This window comes from Variovorax paradoxus NBRC 15149 (genome assembly GCF_001591365.1).
GTDB classification, from domain to species: domain Bacteria; phylum Pseudomonadota; class Gammaproteobacteria; order Burkholderiales; family Burkholderiaceae_C; genus Variovorax; species Variovorax paradoxus.
The window spans coordinates 60,653-87,292 of sequence record NZ_BCUT01000009.1 but is presented as its reverse complement, the minus strand read 5'-3'; the positions used below and the strand labels follow the sequence as shown (position 1 = coordinate 87,292).

The following is a 26,640-nucleotide window of genomic DNA, read 5'->3' as shown; positions in this document are numbered from 1 at the left end:
TCCAGCCGGACTGTCAGTCCCAGGGTGCGCCGCGTCCCGACCGATGCCACGTAGGCACCGTTCGCGGTGGCGGCCACGGTCGGGAAATACTTCTTGTCGAGCGCGTTGCGCAACCAGAGCGAAATGCTCCAGATTTCATTGCCTCGTGCGACCTTCCAACCGGTGGCGAGGTTCAGCAGGCCATAGGCCGGGATGCGCGAGTGGACCGACCCGTCGAGCGTGCCGTCCTGTGCGGACCGCCACGCGTACGCCGCTGAAACGAAGTGCTGGGTGGTGGGGCTCACGGGCCTGCGGTATTCGGCGCCCACGTTGAATGTCCAGCGCGGCGTCCCGGCAACCTGCCGTCCGCTCAGGCTGCAGCGCCCCTGCGGCATGAACGCGCGTTCTGACGGACAAGGCGCGTCCTCATAGCGTTGATAGCGTGCATCGTTGAAGGCGGCGTTGGCCCACACGGTCAGCCCGCGCGCCGGTCGCGCAGTGGCGTCCAGCTCCAGTCCCCGGCTACGGAGATCGCCCGCGTTCGTGAGGATCTCGACATAGTTGCCCGCGCCTGCGCCGGCAGGCACGAACATCGACGTCTGGTAGCCGCGCACGCCTGCCAGGAAGGCGTTCAGGTTGAGTGTCAGGCGATCATTCCACAGGCTGCTCTTGACGCCGACGTCCAGGCTGTCGACACGTTCGGGCCCGATGATCAGCGACGAGGCGCCGAGCGGGCCGGGAGCGGCACCCGGCCCCGCCAGATTGATCCCGCCCGACCGCTCGCCGTGCGAAAAGCTCGCGTAGCCGATCGCGCCGTCATCCAGCCGGTAGCTCGCACCCAGGAGCGCCGACGGACTGGTCTTCCGGATGGCCAGGGGGCCCGTGTCGTAGGCACCGAGCACGATCGGACGATTGCGCAGGAACGCGGTGGCAGCGGCACCACCGGTCGAGTCGCCGCGATGGGTGCGCCCGTCCTTGCGCTCCTGCGTGATGCGCAGGCCGGCCGTGAGGTCGAGCCTGGACGTGGCGTGCCACGTGGCTTGGGAGAAGAGCGCGAAGCTCTCCGTGTCGAGCGCGCCGAAGCTCACGGTGCTCGCGTTGGCGAGCACCGGCAAGGACGTTCCCTGCAGAACGATGTCCGCCCGCGGACCGAACACGGTGAATATCTCGTTGCGCATGCGCTGGCGCATGTAGAACGCGCCCACCACATAGTCGACCGCACCGCCGGTGGGCCCCGCGTAGCGCAGTTCCTGCGAGAACTGCTGCTGGCGCACGCGGGAGCCGCCGTCGATCAGCACGGGGATATTGAGGTTGTCGTTGGCTGTCGGCACGAACTTCCACGAGCGGCCGGCGGTGATGGACGTGACGGTGGCGCCGGACCCGAGCTTCCAGCTCGCTTCGGCCGACACGCCACCCTGGTCGAGATCGACGCGCTCCACGCCGTCGGTATTGACCGCATAGCGCCGCGGGTCGGCGACGATGCCGGTGGCACCGCCGGCCCGTGCGCGGGCCGCCGCCGGGCCGCTTCCCAGCGAGTAGATGACGCGGGTGCCGTACGTGGAGCGCTCGCGGTGCGCATCGGCGATCAGGCGCAGGCTGAAGGCGTCGCCACGGCGCAGCAGCCATTGGCCGCGAATGCCGGATCGATGGCCTCCGTTGACGCTGCCGCCATCGTAGATGTTCTCGATGTTGCCGCGTTCATGGGTGCCGTACACCAGCAGCCGGCCCGCCGTCTCTTCCGACAGGGGCCCCGAGAAGATGGCTTGCCCCTGCGCAAGTCCGCGCTGCCCGATCGAGAGTTGCAGGCTGCGCTCGGTCTCGCGGCTCGGCGCACGCGTGTGCAACGCCAGCACGCCGGCGGTCGTGTTCTTGCCGAAAAGCGTGCCTTGCGGCCCGCGCAGCAGGTCCACGCGCTCGATGTCGAGCAGGTCGAATGTCGCCATGCCCGCGCGGCCCAGGTAGACGTTGTCGAGGTAGATGCCCGTGCTGCCCTCGAGGCCGTCGTTCGATGGATTCCTGCCGACGCCGCGCACCGCGATGGCCGATTGCCGCGGATCGCCGAAGGTGATGCTGGTACTCGGCAACCATTGCTGCAGGTCTTCGAGCCGCCAGCTTTGCTGCGTCTCGAGGGCCTCGCCATCGATCGAAGTCAGCGGGATCGGAACTTGCTGGGCGGCTTCCGAACGGCCCCTGGCATCCACGGTGATGGCGGGGAGCGTTTCGCCATCGTCCAAAGGCTTCGGCTGTGCATGGGCCACCACGGCGAACCCGAAGGCGAGAGCGCTGACGGCCAAGGAACGGGCGAGGAGATCGCATGGGCGGAAGGGCATGCGCGTACTCTAGTAGACGCGCGCTGATCACCGCGAGCCGCCAGCGCCTGGCCGGCGCGGTCAATGCCGAGCTCACCCGGCCCCGTTCTGCCGCCAGACCCCGGGCGACACCCCGTACTCGCGTTTGAACGCGCGGTTGAAGGCCGCTTCCGACTCGTAGCCGACATCTTCGGCAATGCGCGCCAGGTTGCCCTGGTCCTTTCGCAGCATGCCGGCGGCCAGGATCATGCGCCAGCGCGTCAGGTAGTGCATGGGCGGCGCGCCCACCAGTTCGGCGAAGCGGTCCGCCAGCACGCTGCGCGAGACATGGATCTCCTGCGCCAGCGCGTCGACCGTCCAGTTGCGGGCGGGATCGCCGTGCATCAGCGCCAGGCAGCGGCTCACGTGGGGGTCGCGCAGGCCCGCGAGCCAGCCGGGGTTGTTGGCGGGCATGGATTCGATGTAGCCGCGCAGCACTTCGGCGAACAGCACTTCCGCCACCTTGGCGGCGACCATCTCGGAACCGGGCGTGTGCGAAGCCGCATCGCCCAGCACGAAGTTGACGGACTGCTCGATCCACGGGCCCGCCGGCCTGCTGCGCAGCGACGTGGTGAACAGGCGCGGAATGTTCGCCATGAGGGGGTTGGGCGCATCGCCTTCGTAGGCGAACCAGCTGCACACCAGCACCGTGCGGTCGCCATTGCCGCCGTAGCGGATGCGCTCCAGCTCGGGCGCCCGCGGGTTCACCACATGCGCCACGTCCACCGCTGCCTGGAGCAGGCCGCTGCCCACCACATGCGAGTCGCCATGCGGCACGGCGATGACGTCGCCGGCATGGGCGCGGATCGGTTCCCCGCCGTCGACCTGGGCCCAGCATTCGCCTTGCAGCACGAGGTGGCAGATGGCCAGCCGCTGCGCGCCGGGCCTGAGCAATTGCGCCATGTGCGCGCCCTTGGGCACCTTGAAGCACCAGGGCGCATGCATGTCCCCGTTCAGGAACAGCGCGCCCTCCAGGCGGATGGTCCGCAGCACGTCCGACAAGACATCCATGGTCACCTCCCGGCAAGCGAGGGCGGGGTTTCGGTCAACAAGTCCGGTGCAGCGGGCAATACAACGGTGCTTCGCGCCGGCACCATCGGTCTTGGTCGCTCCGACCGATTCTAGACAGGAGTATCGCCATGCCCAAATTCCTCATCGAACGGCACATCCCCGGCGCCGGCAAGTTCACGCCGGCCGACCTGAAAGCCATCTCGCAGAAGTCCTGCGGCGTGCTGGGCAGCATGGGGCCCGACATCCAGTGGGTCCACAGCTACGTGACCGACGACCGGATCTACTGCATCTACCAGGCCGCCGACGAGGCGCTGGTGCGCAAGCATGCGGAACTCGGCGGCTTCCCGGCCGACCGCATCGACCGGGTGCATGGCGTGATCGACCCGGCCACGGCCGAGTGAGACGGTGGAGAGACGGCCGAGCAGGGGCGGCCGGATCAGCGCGAAGGCGCCGCCCTCATTCGGCCTGCAGCCGGCCTTGCGGCCCAGCCATGGCCTGCAAGCCCTGCGACGATGCCTGCTGCTGCTGGCTCTGCACCGGCCCGACCAGCGGGCCCGGTCCGGATTCGCCCAGGCTCCTGCGCCCGGTGCCTCTCACGAGGTGGCGCGGCAAGTGGTGTGTTCTTCGAATGAGCTCCAGGGCCTCGCTGCGAGCTGGTTCGGACGCCGGTAGAAACATCTGCAATACGCTCATGATGTCATCCCGTGAAGGCCAGAGAGAAATGTGGCTGGCTCGCCTCGAAGGACCGGAGCCGCGTCTCGATGCGGCCTCTGGCGTGGGTCGCAGGCGCATTATGGGCGCCGAAATGCGACCGGTTCGCACGGCCCCTCGGGCAGTAGTGTTGCTGTGCGCTTACTTACAAACCATAGTATTCATTCAGCCCATTCGGCCGTCAAAAGTGCCGCGCCACGAGCACCACCGCCCCCGCAAGGGAGATGGCGCCACCCACGATTTTCCTCAGCATTCTCATCAGGTTCTTTCTCCAGCGTAGAACCTGCATGGTGCAACGCTTCGGGCCCTGGCGGGTTTGGCAATTCTCATGGCCGGGATAGCCACGGCCCGGCGGGCCGCCCTGCCCTGTAGGCACCCGCCCACGCGCATGGATTGATTTCTCCCGCAAGCGGCGGCCGCCGGCCCGGCCAATGTCGGATGCACGAATTCCGGTTCCTCCTCACGACGCTCCGTGCGTCGTTAAGCGCTCCCTCGGGAGCGCTTTTTTTGCCTGTGCCGCGCCGCGCCCTGCGGCTAATGCGTCTCGCGGCGCAGCTGCTGCACGTCTTCGTGCAGCGCCTGGGCCCAGGCGCGGCGGTCGCGCCCGTGCGAAGCCTGCGGCTCGCCGAAGCGCACGATGGCCACGAGCGGCGGCGCGCGCAGCGTGTTCCAGAGCGAGGTCAGCAGGTTGTCGTCGTCGATGTAGCGCGGCGCCTGGCTGGTTTCCCCGGTGGCCGCATCGGCAAAGCGCAGCGCGGCCGGCAGCACGGGTGCGCCCGACGAAATGGCGGCCTGCAGCAGGTTGGCATGGAAGGGCAGCAACCCGCGCCCGTCGCTCGTCGTGCCCTCGGGGAACACGCCGATCAGGTCGCCGTTGCGCAGCGCCTCGGTCATGTGGTGCACCACGCGCAGCGCATCGCGGCGGCGTTCGCGCTCGATGTAGAGCGAGCCCGCGCCGGTGGACAGCGTGCCGATCAGCGGCCAGTGCTTCACGCCCGCCTTCGAGACAAAGCGCACGTGGCAGGCAGCGTGGATGGCCGTGATGTCTAGCCACGAGAGGTGATTGCTGATGAGCAGCACCGGCCCCTGCGCAGGCGGCCTGCCCTGCACCTGGAGCGCGATGCCCATGATCTCGAGCAGGCGCCGCGACCACTGCTGCACGCGCAGGTTGCGCTCTGCCTGCGAAAGGCCCGGAAAGGTGAAGCGGATCGTCCACCAGCCACCCAGCGCGTGCCCCACCGCATGCAGCAGGCGCCAGCAGGCCTTCAGTGAATGAACCATCGAGGAGCGGGTCCTTTCAGCCGTGCACGACGCGGCCCGCGACGAGGGTGTGGCGCGCACGTCCCAGCAGCGGATAGCCCGAGAACGGCGTGTGCTTGCCCTGGCTCTTGAGCGCATCGGGCTGCACCTGCCATTCGAGGGCCGGATCAAAGACGCACAGGTCGGCCACGCCGCCCTCGGCCAGCCGGCCGATGCCGGTGCCTGCATCGGCGGCGGCCAGCAGCCGCGCGGGCGCGGACGTGATGACTTCCAGCGCGCGCACGATGCCCGCGCCGCTGCGCTCGCCCCACTGCAGCGCGAGCGGCAGCAGCAGTTCGAGCCCCGTGGCGCCGGGTTCGGCTTCGGCAAAGGGCAGGGTCTTGGCATCGGCCTCGACCGGCGTGTGGTCGGACACCAGCGCATCGATGGTGCCGTCGGCCAGCCCGGCCGACAGTGCGTCGCGGTCGCCCTGCTGGCGCAGCGGCGGGTTGAGGCGCGCGCGGCTGTCGAAGAACCCGATGTCGGTGTCGGCCAGGTGCAGCGAATTGATGCTGACGTCGCAGCTGAGCGGCAGGCCCTGCGCCTTGGCCGCGCGCACCAGCGCCACGCCCGCGGCGCTGGAGATGCGGCACAGGTGCACGCGCGCGCCGGTGCTCTTCATGAGCTCGACGATGGTGAAGATCGCGATGGTTTCGGCCGACACCGGCACGCCCGAGAGGCCCAGGCGCGTGGCCAGCGGGCCGCTGGCCGCCACGCCCTTGCCAAGGTCGCGGTCCTGCGGGCGCAGCCACACGGTGTAGCCGAAGGTGCTCGCGTAGAGCAGCGCACGCTGCAGCACCTGGGTGTCTGCGAGCGGTACGTCGGCCTGGCTGAAGCCGATGCAGCCGGCCTCGGTGAGCTCGGCCATTTCGGTGAGCACGCCGCCCGCAAGGCTGCGCGTGAGCGCGCCGAGCGGAAAGAGCCGTGCGCCCTGCAGCTTCTCGGCGCGGAACTTGAGCATCTCGACAAGGCCGGGCTCGTCGAGCACGGGGTCGGTGTCGGGCGGGCACACGAGGCTGGTGACGCCGCCCGCAATGGCCGCAGCCATTTCGCTTTCGAGCATGCCTTCGTGCTCGTAGCCGGGCTCGCGCAGGCGCGCGGCCAAGTCGACGAGGCCGGGCGCGACCACGCAGCCCGCGGCATCGAGGGTGCGCTCGGCCTTGAAGCCGGCCGGCGTGCGGCCGATGCCGGCGATTTTGCCGTCGGCGATGGCGATGTCGGTCTTCTTGTCGATGCCCGAGGCGGGATCGACCACGCGGCCGTTGGAGATGAGGATGTTCATGCGTCTGTACTTCCGGTGGCGGTCAGGGCCTTTTCGGGAAACACCGAGGAACCGGCTTCGCCGGGCCTCAGGTGTTGCCCCCGGTAGGGGGTTGGCGAAGCGACACGAAGTGCGCGAAGACTGGGGGCGAGCAACATGTCTATGCTTCGTTACCTGCGACGATGCTCATGACGGCCATTCGAACGGCGATGCCGAAGGTGACCTGGGGAAGGATCACGCTTTGCTTTCCATCGACCACGGCAGAGTCGATCTCCACGCCGCGGTTGATCGGGCCCGGATGCATGACGATGGCATCCGACTTCGCCAGCTGCAGCTTCTCGGGCGTGAGGCCGTAGGTCTTGAAGAACTCCTGCGACGAGGGCAGCAGCGCGCCGCTCATGCGCTCGTTCTGCAGGCGCAGCATGATGATCACGTCGCAATCCCTGATGCCCTCTTCGAGCGTGTGGCACACGCGCACGCCCATGCCGGCCATGTCGCCGGGCACCAGCGTCTTGGGGCCCACCACGCGCACCTCGGCGCAGCCGAGCGTGGTGAGCGCATGGATGTCGGAGCGCGCCACGCGCGAGTGCAGCACGTCGCCAACGATGGCCACCGTGAGGTTCGCAAAATCCTTCTTGTAGTGGCGGATCGTGTACATGTCGAGCAGCCCCTGCGTCGGGTGCGCATGGCGGCCATCGCCGGCGTTCACCACGTGCACGTGCGGCGCCACATGCTGCGCGATCAGGTAGGGCGCGCCCGACTCGCTGTGGCGCACCACGAACAGGTCGGCCGCCATCGCGCTCAGGTTGGCGATGGTGTCGAGCAGCGACTCGCCCTTGGTGGCCGAGGAGCGCGCGATGTCCAGGTTGATGACGTCGGCCGAAAGGCGCTTGGCCGCGATCTCGAAGGTGGTGCGGGTGCGCGTCGAGTTCTCGAAGAACAGGTTGAACACGCTCTTGCCGCGCAGCAGCGGCACCTTCTTCACCTCGCGGTCGCTCACGCTCGTGAAGTTGGCTGCGGTGTCGAGGATGTGCGTGACGATGTCCTTGGGCAGGCCCTCGATCGACAGCAGGTGGATCAGCTCGCCGTTCTTGTTGAGTTGCGGGTTTCGCTTGTAGAGCATCAACGGTTCTCCTCGACCTTGAGGCTGAAGGCGCCATCATCGGCGCGGGCCAATGCGAGCAGCTGCGTATCGGGCAGCGTGAGCTTGGCGGCCGCGAAATCGGCCGCCACCGGCAGCTCGCGCCCGCCGCGGTCCACCAGCACCGCGAGCCGCACGCAGGCCGGGCGACCGAAGTCGAACAGCTCGTTGAGCACCGCGCGGATGGTGCGGCCGGTGTAGAGCACGTCGTCCAGCAGCAGCACGTCGGCGCCGTTCACGTCGAAGGGCAGCGCGGTCTGCGCGCTGGCCGAGAGGCCGCGGCGCGCGAAGTCGTCGCGGTGCATGGCCGACGAGATGACGCCGGGCGCGCCGGGCAGGCCCAGGTCCTTCTGCAGCCGCTCGACCAGCCAGGCGCCGCCGGAGGTGATGCCCACCAGCTTGGTATCGGCGCGCATCAGCGCTTTCACGCCGGCCAGGAGGTCTGTGTAGAGCGCTTCGGCATCGGGTATTGAACTCACGGAAGACTCCTTAGAAATTGCTCCAGGATGATGCAGGCCGAGGCCGCATCGGCATCGCGCGCGCCGGAGGCCAGCGCCTCGGTGGTGCTGTAGCGCTCGTCGACCTCGAACACCTGGAGATTGAAACGCCCGCGCAGTTGCCGCGCGAACTTCTGCGCGCGGCGGGTGTTCTCGTGCGGGGCGCCGTCGGGGTGGTACGGCACACCGACCACCAGCGCGTCGGGCTGCCATTCCTTGATGCGGGCTTCCACCTGCGCAAACCGGGCGTCGCCTTCGGCCTTGATGGTGGCCTGCGGCGTGGCGGCGCCGAGCAGGCGGTTGCCGCTGGCCACGCCGGTGCGCTTCAGGCCGAAGTCGAAGGCCAGGAAGCTCTGGAAGTGGGGAGGAACGGCAACGGCGACAAGGGCGGCAGGGGGAGCGGCGGGAACGTCTGGCATGGCAGCGGCCATCACGCGTGTCCCGCTTCCGGCGACAGTTTCCAGGCTTCCAGGCCCAGCAGCAGCAGCGCCCGGTCGTAGCGCTGCTCGACCGGCGTGTCGAAGATCACGGCCGGATCGGCGCCCACGGTGAGCCAGCTGTTCTCGGCCAGTTCCGATTCGAGCTGCCCCTCGCCCCAGGCCGAATAGCCCAGCGAAACCAGCACCTTGCGCGGGCCCGCGCCGGTGGCCAGCGCCTCGAGCACGTCCTTGGAGGTGGTCATTTCGAGGCCGCCGGGAATGGTCATGGTCGAGGCGTAGACCGATTCCTCGGGCTTCTCGGCATGGGTGAACACCGGCTCGTGCAGCACGAAGCCGCGTTCGGTCTGCACCGGCCCGCCCTGGAAAACGGGTGCGTCGCCGAGTTCGGGGCGCGACAGGTGCAGTTCGATCTTCTCGAACAGCACCTTCAGGTTGATGTCGCTGGGTTTGTTGATCACCAGCCCGAGCGCACCGCGTTCGCTGTGCTCGCACAGGTAGACGACGCTGCGGTTGAAAGTTTTATCTTCCATCCCCGGCATCGCGATCAGGAAGTGATGCGTAAGGTTCATCGGGGCAGAATCGGCAGCCATATGCCGCCGATTTTACTGGCCGTCGACAAGACCTATCCCAAAGGGCTCATGTGGTTTCGCCGCGACCTGCGCGTGGACGACAACGCGGCCCTGTACCACGCGCTGCGGGCCTGCCGGCAGGTGGTGTGCGTTTTCGTGTTCGACCGGGCCATCCTGGACCCGCTGCCCCGCATCGACCGGCGCGTGGAATTCATCCGGGAATCGCTGGTGGAGCTCGAGGAAGAACTGCGGGCGCTGAGCGGCGGGCTGATCGTGCGGCACGCCCACGCCATCGAGGAGATCCCGGCACTGGCCCACAGCCTGGACGTGCAGGCCGTCTTCGCCAACCGCGACGACGAGCCCGATGCGCTGGCGCGCGACGCCCAGGTGCTGGGCGCGCTGGCCAATGCGGGCGTGAGCTTCTACACCTACAAGGACTCCACCGTCTTCGAGCGCGACGAGCTGCTCAACAAGACCGGCCAGCCGTACACGGTGTTCACGCCCTACAAGCGGGCCTGGCTCGCGAAGGTGGACGCCTTCTTCCTCAAGCCCTACCCGGTGCGCAGCCATGCCGATGCGCTGGCGCCGCCGCCCGCGGCCCATCGCACGCCGGTGCCTTCGCTCGAGGACCTCGGCTTTGGCCGGAGCAATCTCTCCGAACTCGACATTCCCACCGGCAGCCAGGGTGCGGCGACGCTGTTCGAAGACTTTTTCCAGCGCATCGACCGCTACGACGCCGCGCGCAATTTTCCGGCGGTGCGGGGGCCGAGCTACCTGGGCGTGCACCTGCGCTTCGGCACCGTCTCGATCCGGCAGCTGGCGGGGGTGGCGCACCAGCTCTTCCTGCAAGGCGACGCGGGCGCGGCCGCCTGGCTGGGCGAGTTGATCTGGCGGGAGTTCTATTTCCAGATCCTGGTGCACTTTCCGCACGTGCATTCGGGCGGCGAGTCGAAGAGCTTCCGGCCCGAGTACGACAAGATCCAGTGGCACCACGGCAAGCATGCCGACCAGCTGTTCGAGGCCTGGTGCCAGGGCCGCACGGGCTACCCGCTGGTGGACGCGGCCATGCTGCAGATCAACCAGAGCGGCTACATGCACAACCGCCTGCGCATGGTGGTGGCCAGCTTCCTCTGCAAGGACCTGGGGCTGGACTGGCGGCGCGGCGAGCGCTACTTTGCGCTGCACCTGAACGACTTCGAGCTGGCTTCGAACAACGGGAACTGGCAATGGGCCAGCTCCAGCGGCTGCGACGCGCAGCCCTGGTTCCGCATCTTCAACCCGGTGACGCAGAGCGAGCGCTTCGACCCCGAAGGCAAGTTCATCCGGCGCTACCTGCCGCAGCTCGCGGGACTGTCGAATGCCGCGATCCACGCACCCTGGACGGCATCGCCGGTGGAACTGGAAGCCGCCGGCATCAAGCTCGGCGAGACCTACCCCAGGCCGGTGGTCGACCACGCCGAGGCGCGCGAGCAGACGATGCGGCGCTATGCGGCCGTGCGCGGCGCCGGCCAGCCGCCGCTCAGCGGCGCGTCAGCACGATCTCCGCGCCGGCGTCGGAGCGACCCCTGAGCGTGCCGGCGTCGAGCTGCTGGAAGGTGATGAGGTTGTCGCGGCAGCCGGTGAGCGCCTTGCTGCCTTGGAAGTGCAGCTCGTAGACGCCGCTTTCCACGCGCCGCCACAGCATCGGGGTCGGGATGCCGACACAGGGGTCGGCAGTGCTCTGCGCCAGCGTGCGCCAGGTGCCTCCGGCGGCCTGCAGCTGCATCTGCGCATCGACCTGGCGGCCGTTCTTGAGCGTGATGCGCGCGGTCCAGTCGCCTTCGAGGCCGTCGGCCGCCTGGGCCGCGGCCGGCCCGGCGGCCATGGCCAGCATGCCGGCGCAGGCCGCGGTACGCCACAGGATGTGCTTCATGCACCGCTCCCGATGCCCAGCTGGGGCTTCATCGCCTCCCACGCCACGCCGTTGAGGCGGCGCGCGCTGTTGAGGTTGTATCGGGCGTCGGACTTGGTGGTGCGCACCACATAGACCTTGCCGCTGTATTCGCCGAAGGTGCGCAGCGACCCCACGTCGGTCGGCGGATGGCCGCTGTTGAAGGCCAGCAAGCGCGCGCCGCCCTCGGTGCGGATCTCCACCGTGCCGGTCTCGGTGGCTGCGCAGGTGTCGTAGGCGTTGGTGGCGGAATCGAAGTTGCAGGCGTAGTACTGCACCGTGCCGGCGCCGGTGAAGGCCGCGCGCAAGAGCCGCGTCTGCTGTTCGTTCAGCACGCCCAGGCTGATGGTGCCGGTTCCGGCCGGCAGGGTCGCACCCGAAGCCGGGAAGGCCGCGATCAACGCTTCCAGCGTGGTGAAGCTTGTGGTTTCGCTCGGATTGGCCAGGTTGATCGAATAGGGCTGCACCAGGTCCACGCCGCGCCGGTAGCGCAGCTGCGAGCCGGCCGGGAAGGTGGCGTCCGGGTTGGCGAAAGCGGTCGCCGGCACCACGCCGAAGATGCTGTTGCCATCGGCCGCCTGCACCTCGGCCACCACTTCGGCCATCTTGCGGCCGGAGATGTCGGTGACCGCGGCATGGCCGAGGCTGCGCGTGGTGCCGCCGCAATAGTCGCTGCGGCTCGGCGTGCCAAGGGTGCTGGTGAAGCCCGCGTTCTCGTCGCAGCGCACCCAGCCGTTGGCGCCCAGCTGCACGACGCCGTAGAGCGTGTCGTGCGCGGTGGGTGCGCCGTTGGTGAGGCCTTCGCGCCGGTCGGTGAGCTTCAGCTTGCCGGTGGCCGGGTCGGGCACGCCATCGGTCGGATAGGTCCGCGCGCGGTAGTCGTCGGCGCGCGTGAAATCCAGCCGCGCCAGCTGGTCCGAGGCCACCGGCGTGACGGTCGCCGGATCGACCAGCCGCAAGGCCACGCCGCTGTGCAGCGCATCGGCCGTGACCAGCGCAGCGGTGAAGGCGTTGTCCTCGAAGCGGCCGGGGTCGGTCACGGCCACGGCCTGGTAGTCGTACAGCTGGGCAAGCTCGGGCAGGCCCAGCTGCAGCAGCACCAGCGCCTCGGCCCGCTCGGGCGCCAAGCCCGCGGCCACGCCCGCCTGCAGCAGCGTGGTCAGCGGATTGACCTGCCCCCGGTGCCCGGCCGGCGCGCTCATGGTGAAAGGCTGGGAGAACGATGGCAGCGAGGGATTGCCGCCGTCCACCTGCGCCAGCAGCGGCGCGGCGGCAAGCTCGGCTGCGGCGGCCGCATCGGCCGGCGTGTAGGCGAAGCTGTAGGCGCCGTCCTCGCCAGTCTTGTTGGCGGCCGCGGGCTCGCCTTCGTCGCAGGCGCCGCTCCGGTTGCGGTCCACGCAGACCAGCGCCCCGCTCACCGGGCCGAGCACCATCACCTTGCCCGACACCGTGACCGGCGATGGGGACGATGGCGGGTTGCCGCCGCCCGGGGGGCCGAACGGCGGAAAGCCGCCGCCGCCCCCGCCACCTCCTCCGCCGCCGCAGGCGGACAGCGCCAGCAGAAGGCCTGCGCAGGCCGACGGAACGGCCGCTCTGGTGAATCGAATGTGCATGGTCTTTTTCCTCCAGGTTGTGTCGGGCACCGGTCCGCCGAAAAAGCAAACCTTCGTTCTCAACAGTGTGGGAGGGCGGTTTGCACGGCGCATCACGCAAATGCACGATGCGCGGCGATCGGCGAGGAGCTAGGGGCTACCCCGAGCCGCGTTGACACCCGGCGGCGCGGGCGCGCATCATGGCCGTGGGAAAAACCGGCAGGCCAGGGAGGCACTACATGAACCGGAATCTCGCATTGCGCCGCGCGCTCGACGCCATCGCGCACCTGGACGATCCGCAGCCGCCATGGCGCGAGCTGCTGCAAAGCATGCAGCAGGTGATCGGCGGCGACAGCGCCACCTTCATCCTGCTGGAGCGCGGCAGCGAGCTGCTGAGCTTTCAGCAGGTCAATGTTTCACCGGCCGCCGAGCGCGAATACGTGCAGCATTTCTGCGCGCACGACATCCTGATTCCGCCGACCTTGGGCGCCGCGCCCGGGAGCTGGTTCGACACGCACGAGCTGTTCTCGCCCGCCTTTCTCTCGAAGAACCTCTACTACGCCGACTTCATGTGCCGACACGGCGCGCGCCAGATGCTGGCCTGCGTCGTCGACGAGGGCCCGCAGCGCCGCGGCGGCCTCACGGTGCAGCGCAGCACGGCCGCGCATGCGCGCCGGCTGCTCGACAGCACGCGGATCCGCCGCGTCACCCAGGCGCTGCGCCACGGGCTGGCGCGCCGCGACGAGCGCGCCCGGCTGTGGCTCGGCGGCGCCGAATCCGCACTCGCGGCCTTCGGCGAGGCGGTCTTGCTGCTGACGCCTGCGGGCACGGTGCTGCGCGCATCGGCCGGCGCGCAGGAGTTCTTCGGCACCAGCCGCTTGCTGCGCCTGCGCGGCCAGCGGCTCTGGCATCCGGATGCACAGACGCAGCAGGCGCTGGCGGCCGGCCTGCGGCTGGCGGCGCAATCGCGTCAGCGGGTCTGCCTGCCCATCGCCGGCGGATCGGCAGGCCTGCAAGAACTGGAAATGGCTCGCGCCGCACCGCAGCTGAGCCTGGGCGAGGAGGTGCTGGTGCTGGCGCGCATCCGCCTCGGCCGTTCGCAGGCGGTGCCCTCGACCGACGGCCTCTGCAGCGCCTTCGGCATCACGCCTGCCGAGGCGCGCGTGCTGGCGGCGCTGGTCGCAGGCCAGTCGCCCAAGCAGCATGCCGGCGCGCAGGGCGTGTCGGTGCACACGGTGCGCAGCCAGCTCGGCTCGCTGATGGCCAAGATGGGCTGCACGCGGCAGGTCGACCTGGTGCGCAAGGCGCTGCTTGCGCCCTAGGACGCTGGCCGCGGCCCAGGTTCAGGCCACCGCCAGCGTGGCGGCAGGCTCGCTGGTGTAGCTGCGCACCAGGCGCAGCAGTTCCTCTTCCGAGTAGGGCTTGCCGAGGTAGTGGTTCACGCCCAGCGTGCGCGCGTAGTCGCGGTGCTTCTCGGCGATGCGCGAGGTGATCATGATGATCGGCAGGCCGGCCATCGAGTCGTCCGCGCGGATGTTGCGCGCCAGGTCGAAGCCGTCCATGCGCGGCATCTCGATGTCCGACAGCACCACCGCCGGGCGCTCCTGCTGCAGGCGTTCGAGCGCCTGCAGGCCGTCGGCCGCGAGGGACACGCGATAGCCTTCGCGCTGCAGCAGGCGCTGCGTCACGCGGCGCACGGTGATGGAGTCGTCGACCACCAGCACCAGCGGCACCTGCGGCGCCACCGGAGCCAGCATCGGCAACGGCTCCTGCGGCGCGCCGTGGTCGGCGCCGGCGGCATGCGCGGGCGCGGCCAGCGCGGCGGCCTGGCGCTCGCGCGCCTGGTCGCCATGCACCGCGGCCACCGCCACCGGGTTGTAGATGAGCGCCACCGCGCCCGAAGCCAGCACCGAGATGCCCGCCAGGCCCGGCAGCCGGGCCAGCTGCGGCCCGAGGTTCTTGACCACGACTTCCTGGTTGCCCAGCACTTCGTCCACATGCAGGCCGACCCGCTGCGCCGCGCTTCGCACGATCACGACGGTGTTGTTCCGGCTCGTGGGGTGCTCGCTGCGCGCGGAGGCCTGCAGCAATGCGCCGGCCCAGTAGAAAGGCACCTGCTCGCTGCCGAACGGATGGCTGTTGTGCAGGTAGGCGGCCTCGAGCTCGGTGCTGCTCACGCGCTGCACCAGCTCGACCAGGTTGGACGGCACGCCGATCGACACCTCGCCCGCGCGCAGCATCACCACGTGCGTCACCGCGGTGGTGAGCGGCAGCACCAGCTTGAAGGTGGTGCCCTGGCCGGCCGTGCTGTGCGTTTCGATGCGGCCGCCGAGCGCCGCGATCTGCGCGCGCACCACGTCCATGCCGATGCCGCGGCCGGCCAGTTCGGACACCTGTCCGGCGGTCGAGAAGCCGGGCTTGAAGATCAGCTCGGTGGCTTCCTCGGGCGAGAGTTCCTGGCCGGGCGCGAGCAGGCCGAGCGTGCGGGCGCGCTCGGCGATGCGGCCGTGGTCGAGGCCGGCGCCGTCGTCGCGGAAGCTCACCGAGACGTCGTTGCCCTCCTGGTGCAGGTCGATCACGATCAGGCCGTTGGCGTCCTTGCCGGCCTTTTCGCGCGCGGCCGGTTCCTCGATGCCGTGCGCCACGCAGTTGCGCAGCAGGTGCTCGAAGGCGGGCGTCATGCGGTCGAGCACGCCGCGGTCCATTTCGATGGAGCCGCCGACGATGTCCAGGCGCACCTGCTTGCCGGTGTCCTTGGAGGCCTGGCGCACCACGCGGTAGAGGCGGTCGGAGATGCCCTCGAACTCCACCATGCGCGTGCGCAGCAGGCCGCGCTGCAGTTCGCGCGTCTGGCGCGCCTGCACGCTGAGGTCGTCTTCCGTGGCCTGCACCGTCTTTTGCAGCGTGCGCTGCACGGTGGCCACGTCGTTCACCGACTCGGCCATCATGCGCGTGAGTTCCTGCACGCGGGTGAAGCGGTCGAACTCCAGCGGGTCGAAGCTCTGCTGCGAATCCTTGGCCTGGGCCAGGCGCGACTGCATCTGGCTTTCGGCCTGCACCTCGATGTCGCGCAGCTGCTGGCGCAGGCGGTCGAGGTTGCCCGTGAGGTCGGTGAGCGAACCGCGCAGCTGGCCGAGCTCGGCCTCCAGGCGCGAACGCGTGATGATGACCTCGCCGGTCTGCGCCACCAGGCGGTCGAGCAGCTGGGTGCGGATGCGCACGGCCTGGCTCGACACCGCGCGCAGCGGCGCCAGCAGCGCGTGGGCCGGGCGCGGCAGCAGCGATGGCGCGGCGGCGGCTTCCGCGTCCGCGCTGGCGCTTTCCTCGCCGCCAACCAGTGTCTCGTCGTTGGCGGACACGCCCGTTTCGGCGGGAACCTGCACCAGCTGCACGCCTGGCGAAGTCACCGAGGCCGTGGCCACCAGCTGGGCCACTTCGGCCTGGGTCGCATCGTCCGCGGCGCGCAGGGCGTCGAAGGTGGCCTGCAGCGCATCGAGGCGCGTGAGCAGCTTCTCGATCTCGGCCCGGTCGGCGCCGCCCTGGGTGCCCAGCACCTCGATCTCGGACTCCATGCGGTGCGCGCGCTCGCCCAGGCGCATGGCGCCGGCCAGCCGGGCGCTGCCCTTGAGCGTGTGCAGCGTGCGCAGCACCGAGGCGCGCGGCGCGCTGTCGTCGGGGTGGTGCGCCCATTGGCGCAGCGCCTGGCCCAGCTGGGGCAGCAGTTCCGCCGCTTCTTCCTCGAAGATGGGGAACAGGTCGACGTCGACCGCGTCGACCATGTCGATCGCGTCTTCGGAATCGTCCAGCGCCACGTCGGCCACGTTGCCCTGCGCCACCAGATGCTGGTGCGGGCGGGTCTCGACACGCGCGGCGGCCTCGGCCGGCATGGGTGCGGCGGCAATGTCGCGCAGCGCCTGCAGCGTTCCCTCGGACGGTTCGCGCAGGAAGCCGACGGCAAACTGGTGCAGCAGGCGGCGCAGTTCGTCGGCCGCGGCCACCAGCACCACGCCCTGTTCGCGCGAGCCGCTGCCCTGCATCTGCAGATGCTGCAGCGCGGCTTCGAGCAGGCGCGCCATGCCCGAGAGGCTGTGGAAGCCGACCGTGGCCGAACTGCCGGCCAGCGAATGCGCGAGCGCAATGGTCGAGTCGGACAGCCGCTCGTGCGATTCGAGCGCCCACTCGCCCACTTCGGTGGCGAGCTGCCGGGACCACTCGTCGGCCTCGTTGAGGTAGACGTTGTAGAGCGCAATGCCGATGCGCAGCGGCCCGATGACCTTGACCTGGTCCTCGGCGCCGGAGGCAGCGGCGGCTTCGGCGGTTTCTTCTTCGGCCTCGACCGGCGGGGCGATTTCTTCGGCGGCCACGGGCGCAGCTTCCGCAACCTGCGGTGCTTCGTCGGCGGCGGCAACGGCGGGTTCTTCAGGCTCCAGCAGCAGGGCCGGTGCGGCCACGGGTTCTTCCGCGGGCACCACTGCTGCTGCGGGCGCTTCCGGCAGCACCGGTGCGGACTCCTCGGCAAGCGCCGCGGTCTCGTCCGCCTTGGCCGGCACGATCTCGGTCGCCCAGTCGAGGTCGGGCAGCCCCTCCAGGGCCGGCGATTCGGGCGCATCGGCGGCCGGTGCCGGTTCGACGGCGGGTTCCGCCGTGAAGCGGGCGATCGACTGGACCGGCGCCTCCTGCGCTTTCGCGGGCGCAAGAAAATCGAAGTCGGCGCTGTGGTCGAAGGCCTCGAGCGCTTCGCCATCCGGCACCGGCCGGGATTCGAAGTCCAGGAAATCGGTGGAAGCGAAGTCGTCGTCGGCGTCGGGCTTTGCAGCGGCCGGCGGCGTTTGCGGCGGCAGTTCGAATTGCGCGGCGGGTGCCGTTTCCACCGGCGCTGCGGGAGAAAGCGACAAGTCGGGCAGCTCCGGAAGCTCCAGCGGCTGCACGGATTCCGGTGCGGGAGCGGCCGGCGGCGGCTCCGCGGCAATGTGGCGCGCGGCCACGGCCAGCGCGTCGGCATCGGCGACCCACGTGGGGGCGCTGGGCACGGGTTCGCCCGCCAGCAGGGCATTGGCCACGCGGCTGAAATGCGCCGACTGCCAGGCGTGCGGGGCACCGGACGCAATGGCCTCGACCCACTGGCTGAATTCCTCGAGCGCCTTGCGGGTGCCGGCGAGCAGGTCGGGCGTGGCGTCGCGCTGGTCGGCCAGCCAGGTGTTGAGCACCTGTTCGAAGGACCAGGCGGCATCGCCGAAGTCGGTCAGGCCGACCATGCGCGAGCTGCCCTTGAGCGTGTGGAACGCGCGCCGCAGGATGGTGAGTTCCTCGGTGTCGTCGGGGTGGCCGCCGAGCTCCTCGATGGCGGCCAGGCCGTTCTGCACCACCTCGCGGGCTTCGTCCAGGAAGATGTTCTGCAGGTCGTCTTCTTCGAGCTCCGTCACCTCGGTATCGGGCAGGGCCGCGGGACCGGCGATCTTGTGGGTCCAGCTGTCGGCCTTGCTGCTGAATTCCTCGATGGGCGAGACCTTCGCCTTGCGGTTGGGCGTGGCGAGCGCGGCGAGCTTCGAGGCGATCTGGGCATCGACCTCCTCGATGCTGAGCACCGCTTCGGCAGCTGCGGGCGCTGCAGCGCCGGGGGTCGCGGCCTCCGCGGCCCCATCGGCGGCCTGGCGGCCCATCAGCGGCTTGAGTTCGCCGGCATCGGCGTCGAACACGAACAGGCGCTTGGCGAGCGTCGGCTGGTAGCCCAGCATGTCGATCAGGAAGCCGAGCGCGCCCAGGTTGTTGCCGAGCGCATCGAAGCTGTGCATCTCCTCGATCGGCGAGGCATTGCCCACCAGCATCTGCTCGACGTCGTCGCGCATGCGCTGGACGGTGCTGGCGGCCTGGTCGAGCCCCAGCACCGAGAACACGCCGCGCATCTGCAGCAGCTGGCTCGGCACGGTGCGCAGCAGGGCCTTCTCGGCCGGGCGGCGGAAATACTGGTCGAGCGATTTCTCGAGCTCGCTCAGGTGGCTGCGCAGTTCGTCGACCACGGTGCCCATGGTCTGGCGGTCGCTCACGCGCCGGTACAGGTCCTCCATCCAGGGCTCGAGCGGCTCCGAATGCCCGCCTGCGCGCACGCGCTCGATGCGGCCGGCCAGCTGCAGGGTGCGGGAGGTGAGCTGCGGATCGCTCGGGTCCAGGTCTTCGAGCGCGGCTTCCAGGTAGAGCACCGAGGTGGCGACTTCCATCGCCAGCTCGGTATCGGGCGGCTGGCTGGAGCGCACCGAGGCGTCGACCGCATGGGTGAGCGCCTCCACCATCGGCGAGATGGGCGGATGGAGCTTCTGCAGCGATTCGCCCAGCTGCGCGAAGGTGTCGGCCACTTGGCGCGTGCGGGTGATGTCGCCGCCCGAGAGCGCCGACCACATTTCCTTGGCGGTTTCGATGCGCTTGCGCGCCTGCGCCAGCACCAGCGGGTCGTAGCGGCCGAACTGCTCGACCGTGTAGTCGACCTGGCGCTCGCCGGCCACGCCCCAGGCGGTGCGGACGGTGCGCAGGGTGGCGGCTTCGTCCTGCGCGCCGGGCACGGCCTGGGCGCAGAAGAACAGCAGGTCCTGGCCCAGGCGGTCGGACACCGCGCTGTCGCCGCGCGCCAGGGTGGCGTACTGCAGCAGCACGCGCGAAGCGGCGCGCTTCACATACGAATCGGCGGGAATCAGCCCGAGCGCCAGGGCCTCGAAGAAGCCGGCAGCCAGCGTCCAGAAGCTGGCGACGCGGGGCAGCAGCGCACCGCGCCCGAGCCCCAGGCACAGCGCATGCAGCCGCCGCGCGGCCTGCGGGTCGCCGGTCTTGACCAGCTGCAGCACCTCGCGGTCGAGCCGCGAACGCACGGCCGGGTCATAGCTGACGGCAGCCTGGGTCAGCGCGGGCCGCACTTCGACCCAGCGCCAGGCCGTGCTCCACAGGTCCGCCGGATGCACGCGCTCGTTGCCCACCAGTTCGAGCACGTCGCGGTATTGCGGGAACAGCGCCACCGAGGACACGGCCTTGCCGGCCAGGAGCGCGTTGAGGAAATCGGTGACGGCAAAGCCGGCGCGCTCGATCTTCTGGACCGCGCTGTCGGTGCAGCGCTGCGGCTCGGCAATGAAGCCCTGCACCGCGAACTCGATGGCGCCGAGCACCAGCGCCGGTGCGGTGTTGCCCACCATCTGCAGCGCGCCCACGGATTGGTGCAGCTGCTGGCGGGCCATCTGCAGCGGGCCGCTTTCGAGCTCCGAGGCATTGCCCACGTCGCGCACGAAGCGCCGCAGCGACTTGCCGACGCTGTCGAGGGATTTCTGGATTTCTCCCAGAACCCAGGCCAGCGGCCCAAGGTCTTCGGTGGCCGGCACGTTGCCAGCGAGGGGGGCCGTGGCAGGGGTTTGAGTCGACACGTTGGATGCTCGCCGTTTTCTTGACTGTCAGTTTTCCACTGGGCGCTGCGCGCCCCGAATGCACGAAGCCCGCGCCATCCTCAAGCGGGTCGGCGAAGCGACACGAAGTGCGCGAAGACTGGGGGAGAGCTTCATCAGGCGATCTTGAATCGGGCCACCGAGCGGCGCAGTTCCTCGGCCATCTGCGACAGCTCGCGCACCTGCTGGGCGGTGTTGCGGGTACCTTCTCCGGTCTGCTCGGTCACGGCAAAGATGTGCTGGATGTTGGCGGCCACCACGTTGGCCGAATCGGCCTCGCGGGAGGCGGACTGCGAAATCTGCTCGATGAGGTCTGCCAGCCGGCGCGACACGCGGTCGATCTCGGACAGCGCGGTACCGGCATTGTCGGACAGCTTGGCCCCTTCGACCACACCCTGCGTGGAACGCTCCATGGCGCCCACCGCGTCCTGCGTGTCGGTCTGAATGGCCTTCACCAGCGCCGAGATCTGGCGCGTCGCGTCGGCGGAGCGTTCAGCCAGGCGCTGCACTTCTTCGGCCACCACCGAGAAGCCGCGGCCGGCTTCACCGGCCGATGCGGCCTGGATGGCGGCATTCAGCGCCAGCACGTTCGTCTGCTCGGTAATGTCCGAGATCAGCTCGGTGATTTCGCCGATCTCCTGCGACGACTCGCCCAGGCGCTTGATGCGCTTGGAGGTTTCCTGGATCTGGTCGCGGATGGAGTTCATGCCGCCGATGGCGTTCTGCACGGCCTGCAGGCCCGAGGAGGCAGCCTGCAGCGACTGGCGCGCCACCGTGGCGGACTCCTGCGCCTGCGAGGACACGCCGTTGATCCGCTCGGCCATGGTCACCACCGACTGGCCGGTTTCGCGAATCTCGCGCAGCTGTTCGGTCGAGGCGGCGAGCAGTTCGGTGGAGGTGCTTTCCACCTGCGAGGTGGTCTGCGCCACGCGGGTGGCCGTGTTCTGCACGTTGCCCACCAGCAGGCGCAGTTCTTCCACCGTGTAGTTCACCGAGTCGGCGATGGCGCCGGTGATGTCTTCGGTCACGGTGGCTTCCTGCGTCAGGTCGCCTTCGGCCACCGTCTGCAGTTCGTTCATCAGCCGAAGAATGGCGGCCTGGTTGGCGTTGTTGATGCGGCCGGCCTCTTCGCTGGCCTGCTCGGCCGCGAGACGCTCGCGCTCTGCAACGGCGGCACGTTCGCGGCCTTCGCGCACCTGCACGAAACCGATGGCACCGGCCAGCGCCAGGGCGGCCAGCGAGAGCACGAACAGCATCACGATCGTTCCGGCGCCAAGGCCGGTGCGCGCGGACAGCTTGTCCTGCAGCTCGCCGAGCGATTTGCGCAGCGGCTCGCTGTCGGTCAGGATGGAAGCCTGCGCTTCGCGCGCGGCCACCAGGCCCTGCAGGTTGCCCAGAATGGCCGAGGCCTGCGTGCGCATCTGCTCGTAGGTCTTGAGAATGGCTTCGAGCTGCTGGCGGGTCTGCGGGTCTTTCGAGCCGGGGAAGCGCTGCTGCGCATTGCCGTCGAGCAGGCCGCGCGTGGTTTCCTGGAAGGTGTTCAGGTCCTTGCCGAGCAGGAACACGGCGTCGGGGTTCACGCCCTCGACCGTGAAGAACTCGTTGGTCGACTTGCCGATGCGCTGGGTCAGCATCACGAGCTGGCCGGCCGCCGAGATTTCAGGCAGCGTGGCGTTCTGCTGCATCTTCAGCGAAGCGACGGTTTCCGTCATTTCGAGCAGCGCGGACGACTGCTGGTTGATGTCGCGCAGGGCGGCGCCCACCTGGGTCAGGATCTGGCGCTGGGCCAGCACGACCTTGGCGCTGGCATCGGCACGGACGACCAGGGGGTTGATCTTGGCCATGTCCTCGTCGTACTGGTTGCCCACGCGCTCCAGGCGCAGGGCGTCGTCGCCGTTGGTCAGGCCCTGCACGCGGCGCGTGAGGTCGTCGGCGCTGTCCTTCACTTCGACGAAGGCCGGGGCGCTGCCCACCAGGGCCTGGGAGATCGACTTTGCGAGCCGCTGCGACTGCATCAGCGACTGGCCGGTGGCGGCCACCTGCTGCGCAAGGCGCTCGGCGCGAAGAATGGCGGAGCCGGCCACCAGCAGCAGCAGCAGCACCACCACCGCGAGCATGATGGCCAGGACGCGCTGCTGGCGCGCCGGGTTCGAACCCGCGCGGCCGCCCGCGGCCTGGGGCACGGCGCCTTCGGGCGATGCCGCCTCGTTGGCCGCCTCGCTGCCGCCGAGCATTTCGTCGGCAAAGCCGGCGGGCAGCGGCGCGGCCGGCGCGCCGTCCTTGCGGGCCAGCCGAATGGTCTTTTCCTCCAGGGCCTGAACCGTGTCGACGTCGTCGAGCGATATGGAACCGGAGCCGTCGACGCGGGCCTTGTCGTTGCCGCTGTTCGCGGGCAGTAATTTCTTGAACTTGTCGGCGATCGAGCTCACGGTCGGTCCTTCAGGTGGTTGTCTTTGGGCTGTGCGGAAGCACTAGGCGCCAATACTCAAAAACTCGGGTTGCTGAGAAAGCGCCTGCAGGTTGATTTCCTGCCAGCGCTCGCCCGCCGCATCGGTGTACAGATGCCCCAGCCAGGCGGGTGCCTGTGCGCCAGGCGGCTCCGAAGCCGTGAAGGCCTCGGCGCCGCGCAGTCCCGCCAGCCGGTCGACCAGCAGCGCGCAGTTCACTTCGAGCAGCTCGTTGAGGGCAACGAGCCGCGATTGCATGCGGGCCGCCTCGGTGGCGGCCGTGTTGTCCGGCGCACCCGAGGCGAATGCCGACAGGTGCACCACGCCATAGAGGCCGCCGCGCAGGTTGGCCACGCCCAGGAACCAGGGCTGCGTGTAGGGCACGGGCTGCGGCGGCGTCCACGGGAAGATTTCCCCCGCGTGGCCGAGTGGGAACAGGTACTTGCCCTCGCCCGCCTCGACCGCGAGCCACGAGGCGGCGACGCCGGTCGTGCGCGCAGCCTGCAGGCGGCTTGCAAGCCGGGACTGGAAGGCTCGGAGAGCGTCGCGATTGGCCATGGACTCGGCAGGCGCCTGCTCAGGCCAGCGCGCTGATCTTGGACATCAGCTCGGCCGCGTTGACCGGCTTCACGATGTAGTCGCGGGCGCCCTGGCGCATGCCCCAGACGCGATCGGTTTCCTGGTTCTTGCTGGTGCACAGGATGATCGGGATGGCGGCGTACTGCGGATCGCGGGCAATGGCGCGCGTCAGCTGGAAGCCGTTCTGGCCGGGCATGACGACGTCCATGAGGATCAGGTCGGGCTGGTCCTCTTCGAGGCGGCGCATGGCGTCTTCGGCGTTTTCGGCGGTCTTGACCGCAAAGCCGTTCTTCTGGAGCAGGTCCGAGAGGAACACCAGTTCCGTCTTGGAGTCGTCGACGACGAGGATTTTTCGAATGGGCATTTACTGCACTTCCTGTTGAAGGGTGCCAAACTGCTGCACGGCCTGCAGCAGCTGGTCTTTGGTGAAGGGTTTGGTCAGGTAGTCCTGCGACCCGACCATGCGGCCGCGCGCCTTGTCGAAGACGCCGTCTTTCGAGGAGAGCATCACGACCGGAACATTGGAGAAATGAGCGTTGCGCTTGATGATGGCGCAGGTCTGGTAGCCGTCCAGCCGCGGCATCAGGATGTCGCAGAAAATCAGATGCGGCTTGTGGTCGTTAACCTTGGAGAGCGCGTCGAAGCCGTCTTCCGCGAGAAGAACCTCGTGCCCGCCCTGCTTCAGAAATATTTCGGCACTGCGCCGGATCGTATTGCTGTCGTCGATGACGAGCACCTTGTAACCTGATCCATTCGGCCCCATTGCACATGCTCCTGCTGAGATGAGACTTGGATGCCCGCCGCACCGTACATCGGCGCAAATCGCGTAGCCCTATGCCATGCTTTCAGATTTCAACCATTTCGAAGTCTTCCTTGCGCGCACCGCACTCAGGACAGGTCCAGTTCATCGGAACATCGGCCCAGGCCGTGCCTGCCGCGATGCCGTCTTCCGGTACACCAACCGCTTCGTCATAGATCCACCCACAAATCAGGCACATCCAAGTTTTCGTATTCATCGGAGCTTAAAGTCCTTGTTCATTAAATGCAACGAGTGTATCTATGCGTATCTCACTGGCGGACGGTAAACGTCGCGCCTATGCCACCATCCAGGGGATTTCGCCCGGCGTATGACCATCTACTTACATCCAGCAGACCACGCCCGCAAACCGGGCAATCTTAACGACCCCTCGCCGGACGCCGAAGAGGTGGCCGAGCGCGACCTGAATCCGCCCTGCGTGCTGGTCTTCAACGCCAGCGATCCGAGCGGCGCGGGCGGCCTGGGCGCGGACGCACTGGCCATGGCCTCGGTCGGCGCGCACATGCTGCCGGTGGTGACAGGCGCCTACGCCCGCGACACGGCCGAGATCTTCGACCATTTCGCCTTCGAGGAAGAGGCCATCGCCGAGCAGGCGCGCGCCATCCTCGAGGACGTGGAGGTCCAGCTCATCAAGGTGGGCTTCGTCGGAACGCCCGACGCGCTGAGCACCATCGCCGAGACCGCCTCCGACTACCCCGAGGTGCCGCTGGTGGCCTATATGCCCAACCTTTCCTGGTGGGACGAGGACCTCATCGAGGGCTATCTGGACGCCTTCCGCGAGCTGCTGCTGCCCCAGGCCACAGTGTTGGTTGGAAACCACAGTACGCTGTGGCGCTGGCTGCTGCCCGACTGGAGCGGCGAGCGTCCGCCCGGCGCGCGCGACATCGCCAAGGCCGCCGGCGAGTTCGGCGTGCCCTACACGCTGGTGACCGGCATGGTGCTGCCCGACCAGTTCATCGACAACGTGCTGGCCTCGCCGCAGTCGGTGCTCGCCAGCGAGAAATACGAGCGGCTCGAAGCGGTCTTTGCCGGCGCGGGCGACACGCTGTCGGCCGCGCTGGCCGCCCTGCTCGCGAGCGGCACCGACCTGGTGGCCGCCACCACCGAGGCCCTGGCCTACATGGACCGCTGCCTCGACGCGGGTTTCCGGCCCGGCATGGGCCACGTGCTGCCGGACCGCCTGTTCTGGGCCGAGCCGGAAGACGACGATGACGACGATGAAGACCCCGACGCGCCGCAAGACTTTGCCCTGCCCCCTCACGACACCCGACACTGATGCCAAACGCTGACCAAAACGACATTCTTTTCGAGCGCGCCCGCGCCGTCATTCCCGGCGGCGTCAATTCGCCGGTGCGCGCCTTCAAGGCCGTGGGCGGCACGCCGCGCTTCATCCGCCGCGCCGAGGGCGCCTATTTCTGGGACGCCAACGACAAGCGCTACATCGACTACATCGGCTCCTGGGGCCCGATGATCCTGGGCCACGGCCACCCCGCGGTGGTCGAGGCGGTGCAGAAGGCCGTGCTCGAGGGCTTTTCCTATGGCGCGCCAACCGAGCGCGAGATCGAGCTGGCCGAAGCCATCCTGGCGCTGATGCCGTCGATGGAGATGGTGCGGCTCGTGAGCTCGGGCACCGAGGCCGCCATGAGCGCGCTGCGCCTGGCGCGCGGCGCCACCGGCCGCAAGCACATCATCAAGTTCGAGGGCTGCTACCACGGCCATGCCGATGCGCTGCTGGTGAAAGCCGGCTCCGGCCTCGCCACCTTCGGCCACCCCACCTCGGCCGGCGTGCCGCCCGAGGTCACGCAGCACACGCTGGTGCTCGAGTACAACAACATCGCGCAGCTCGAGGAAGCCTTCGCGCTGCACGGCAACGACATCGCCTGCCTGATGATCGAGGCGATTGCCGGCAACATGAACTTCGTGCGCGCCACGCCCGCCTTCGCCGCCCGCTGCCGCGAGCTGTGCACGCAGCACGGCGCGCTGCTGGTGTTCGACGAAGTGATGACCGGCTTTCGCGTCGGCCTGCACGGCGCGCAGGGCGTGCTGGGCATCACGCCCGACCTCACGGTGCTCGGCAAGGTCATCGGCGGCGGCATGCCGCTGGCGGCCTTCGGCGGCCCGCGCGCCATCATGGAGCAGCTCGCGCCGCTCGGCCCGGTCTACCAGGCCGGCACGCTGTCGGGCAACCCGGTGGCCACGGCCTGCGGCCTTGCCACGCTGAAGGAAATCTCGAAGCCCGGCTTCTATGAGGCGCTCGGCAAGAAGACGCGCTCGCTCGCCGACGGCCTCAAGGCCGCCGCCGCGGCCGAGGGGCTGCCCTTCAACGCCGACAGCGAGGGCGGCATGTTCGGCTTCTTCCTGATGAACGAGCTGCCGCAGAACTACGCGACCGTGATGACCACCGACAACGCGAAGTTCAACGCGCTGTTCCACGGCCTGCTGGAGCGCGGCGTGTACATCGCGCCGGCGCTCTACGAGGCCGGCTTCGTGAGCGCGGCGCATGGCGACGACGACATTGCCGCAACCATTGATGCGGCGCGGCAGGTTTTCAGGACGCTGCGCTCGCTCTGACCCGTCTGTTGCGGGGCGCCGAAGGGTGCC

The 26,640-nt window shown here is 69.0% G+C and carries 22 protein-coding genes; 5 read left to right on the top strand and 17 right to left on the bottom strand.

Going from position 1 to position 26,640, the window contains the following annotated elements; genetic code table 11:
• Together VPA02S_RS30625 and VPA02S_RS30620 are read right to left on the bottom strand one after the other, a co-directional pair.
• On the bottom strand, nucleotides 1–2,309 hold a 2,309-nt coding region (locus tag VPA02S_RS30625; protein WP_062367275.1), incomplete at its 3' end, for a TonB-dependent receptor.
• A 72-nt stretch (nucleotides 2,310–2,381) separates the two neighbouring features.
• Nucleotides 2,382–3,338 carry an AraC family transcriptional regulator gene (locus VPA02S_RS30620; RefSeq protein WP_015867373.1) on the bottom strand — a complete coding sequence of 319 codons (957 nt, stop codon included), beginning with the start codon at nucleotides 3,336–3,338 and terminating at the stop codon, nucleotides 2,382–2,384.
• A gap of 128 nt (nucleotides 3,339–3,466) precedes the next feature.
• On the opposite strand from VPA02S_RS30620, the gene VPA02S_RS30615 reads away from it, so the two are divergent.
• Nucleotides 3,467–3,739: a DUF4242 domain-containing protein gene (locus VPA02S_RS30615; RefSeq protein WP_015867374.1), complete on the top strand. Its 273-nt coding sequence runs from the start codon at nucleotides 3,467–3,469 to the stop codon at nucleotides 3,737–3,739.
• Between the two features lie 55 nt (nucleotides 3,740–3,794).
• On the opposite strand, the gene VPA02S_RS31595 is transcribed toward VPA02S_RS30615, so the two are convergent.
• From VPA02S_RS31595 to VPA02S_RS30585, 7 genes are all read right to left on the bottom strand, one after another.
• Entirely contained in the window at nucleotides 3,795–3,950 is a 156-nt protein-coding gene (locus tag VPA02S_RS31595) for a hypothetical protein (protein WP_162269830.1), read from the bottom strand.
• A gap of 633 nt (nucleotides 3,951–4,583) precedes the next feature.
• On the bottom strand, nucleotides 4,584–5,330 hold the full coding sequence (locus VPA02S_RS30610; protein ID WP_018906250.1) for a lysophospholipid acyltransferase family protein: 747 nt from the start codon (nucleotides 5,328–5,330) through the stop codon (nucleotides 4,584–4,586).
• 16 nt (nucleotides 5,331–5,346) lie between these two features.
• Nucleotides 5,347–6,630, bottom strand: a complete 1,284-nt coding sequence (locus VPA02S_RS30605; RefSeq protein WP_062367264.1) for a dihydroorotase — start codon at nucleotides 6,628–6,630, stop codon at nucleotides 5,347–5,349.
• 139 nt (nucleotides 6,631–6,769) lie between these two features.
• Nucleotides 6,770–7,732, bottom strand: coding sequence for an aspartate carbamoyltransferase catalytic subunit (locus VPA02S_RS30600; RefSeq protein WP_015867378.1), 963 nt, complete (start codon nucleotides 7,730–7,732; stop codon nucleotides 6,770–6,772).
• Nucleotides 7,732–8,229, bottom strand: coding sequence for a bifunctional pyr operon transcriptional regulator/uracil phosphoribosyltransferase PyrR (pyrR, locus tag VPA02S_RS30595; protein ID WP_062367262.1), 498 nt, complete (start codon nucleotides 8,227–8,229; stop codon nucleotides 7,732–7,734). Before pyrR ends, VPA02S_RS30600 begins: the two co-directional genes overlap by 1 nt.
• Entirely contained in the window at nucleotides 8,226–8,678 is a 453-nt protein-coding gene (ruvX, locus tag VPA02S_RS30590; protein WP_062367260.1) for a Holliday junction resolvase RuvX, read from the bottom strand. The genes pyrR and ruvX overlap by 4 nt, the downstream gene beginning before the upstream one ends.
• A complete protein-coding gene (locus VPA02S_RS30585; protein WP_015867381.1) occupies nucleotides 8,678–9,277 on the bottom strand; it encodes a YqgE/AlgH family protein in 600 nt (199 codons plus the stop codon). The genes ruvX and VPA02S_RS30585 overlap by 1 nt, the downstream gene beginning before the upstream one ends.
• Here VPA02S_RS30585 and VPA02S_RS30580 point away from each other — a divergent pair, their 5' ends adjacent.
• A complete protein-coding gene (locus VPA02S_RS30580) occupies nucleotides 9,278–10,825 on the top strand; it encodes a cryptochrome/photolyase family protein (protein WP_062367258.1) in 1,548 nt (515 codons plus the stop codon).
• Here VPA02S_RS30580 and VPA02S_RS30575 read toward each other — a convergent pair.
• Both VPA02S_RS30575 and VPA02S_RS30570 read right to left on the bottom strand, forming a co-directional pair.
• Nucleotides 10,776–11,168, bottom strand: a complete 393-nt coding sequence (locus VPA02S_RS30575; protein ID WP_062367256.1) for a hypothetical protein — start codon at nucleotides 11,166–11,168, stop codon at nucleotides 10,776–10,778. The genes VPA02S_RS30580 and VPA02S_RS30575 overlap by 50 nt on opposite strands.
• Nucleotides 11,165–12,799, bottom strand: coding sequence for a hypothetical protein (locus tag VPA02S_RS30570; RefSeq protein WP_062367253.1), 1,635 nt, complete (start codon nucleotides 12,797–12,799; stop codon nucleotides 11,165–11,167). Before VPA02S_RS30570 ends, VPA02S_RS30575 begins: the two co-directional genes overlap by 4 nt.
• A gap of 218 nt (nucleotides 12,800–13,017) precedes the next feature.
• Here VPA02S_RS30570 and VPA02S_RS30565 point away from each other — a divergent pair, with 218 nt between their 5' ends.
• Nucleotides 13,018–14,100: a helix-turn-helix transcriptional regulator gene (locus VPA02S_RS30565; RefSeq protein WP_062367250.1), complete on the top strand. Its 1,083-nt coding sequence runs from the start codon at nucleotides 13,018–13,020 to the stop codon at nucleotides 14,098–14,100.
• 21 nt (nucleotides 14,101–14,121) lie between these two features.
• Here VPA02S_RS30565 and VPA02S_RS30560 read toward each other — a convergent pair whose 3' ends face one another.
• The 6 genes from VPA02S_RS30560 to VPA02S_RS31590 form a co-directional block, all read right to left on the bottom strand.
• The gene (locus tag VPA02S_RS30560) at nucleotides 14,122–20,178 is read right to left on the bottom strand and encodes a hybrid sensor histidine kinase/response regulator (RefSeq protein WP_062367243.1); all 6,057 of its coding nucleotides are present in this window, start codon (nucleotides 20,176–20,178) and stop codon (nucleotides 14,122–14,124) included.
• 134 nt (nucleotides 20,179–20,312) lie between these two features.
• A complete protein-coding gene (locus VPA02S_RS30555; protein WP_015867387.1) occupies nucleotides 20,313–22,625 on the bottom strand; it encodes a methyl-accepting chemotaxis protein in 2,313 nt (770 codons plus the stop codon).
• 42 nt (nucleotides 22,626–22,667) lie between these two features.
• Nucleotides 22,668–23,201, bottom strand: a complete 534-nt coding sequence (locus tag VPA02S_RS30550; protein WP_015867388.1) for a chemotaxis protein CheW — start codon at nucleotides 23,199–23,201, stop codon at nucleotides 22,668–22,670.
• 19 nt (nucleotides 23,202–23,220) lie between these two features.
• The gene (locus tag VPA02S_RS30545) at nucleotides 23,221–23,586 is read right to left on the bottom strand and encodes a response regulator (RefSeq protein ID WP_015867389.1); all 366 of its coding nucleotides are present in this window, start codon (nucleotides 23,584–23,586) and stop codon (nucleotides 23,221–23,223) included.
• Nucleotides 23,587–23,985: a response regulator gene (locus VPA02S_RS30540; RefSeq protein ID WP_015867390.1), complete on the bottom strand. Its 399-nt coding sequence runs from the start codon at nucleotides 23,983–23,985 to the stop codon at nucleotides 23,587–23,589. It abuts the gene before it with no gap.
• Between the two features lie 82 nt (nucleotides 23,986–24,067).
• Nucleotides 24,068–24,238 (bottom strand): rubredoxin, encoded by a 171-nt coding sequence (locus tag VPA02S_RS31590; RefSeq protein ID WP_007838397.1) that lies wholly within the window; start codon nucleotides 24,236–24,238, stop codon nucleotides 24,068–24,070.
• Nucleotides 24,239–24,349: 111 nt separating this feature from the next.
• On the opposite strand from VPA02S_RS31590, the gene thiD reads away from it, so the two are divergent.
• Both thiD and hemL read left to right on the top strand, forming a co-directional pair.
• The gene (gene thiD, locus VPA02S_RS30535; protein ID WP_015867391.1) at nucleotides 24,350–25,315 is read left to right on the top strand and encodes a bifunctional hydroxymethylpyrimidine kinase/phosphomethylpyrimidine kinase; all 966 of its coding nucleotides are present in this window, start codon (nucleotides 24,350–24,352) and stop codon (nucleotides 25,313–25,315) included.
• Nucleotides 25,315–26,610 (top strand): glutamate-1-semialdehyde 2,1-aminomutase, encoded by a 1,296-nt coding sequence (hemL, locus tag VPA02S_RS30530; RefSeq protein WP_015867392.1) that lies wholly within the window; start codon nucleotides 25,315–25,317, stop codon nucleotides 26,608–26,610. Before thiD ends, hemL begins: the two co-directional genes overlap by 1 nt.
• Nucleotides 26,611–26,640: the final 30 nt, after the last annotated feature.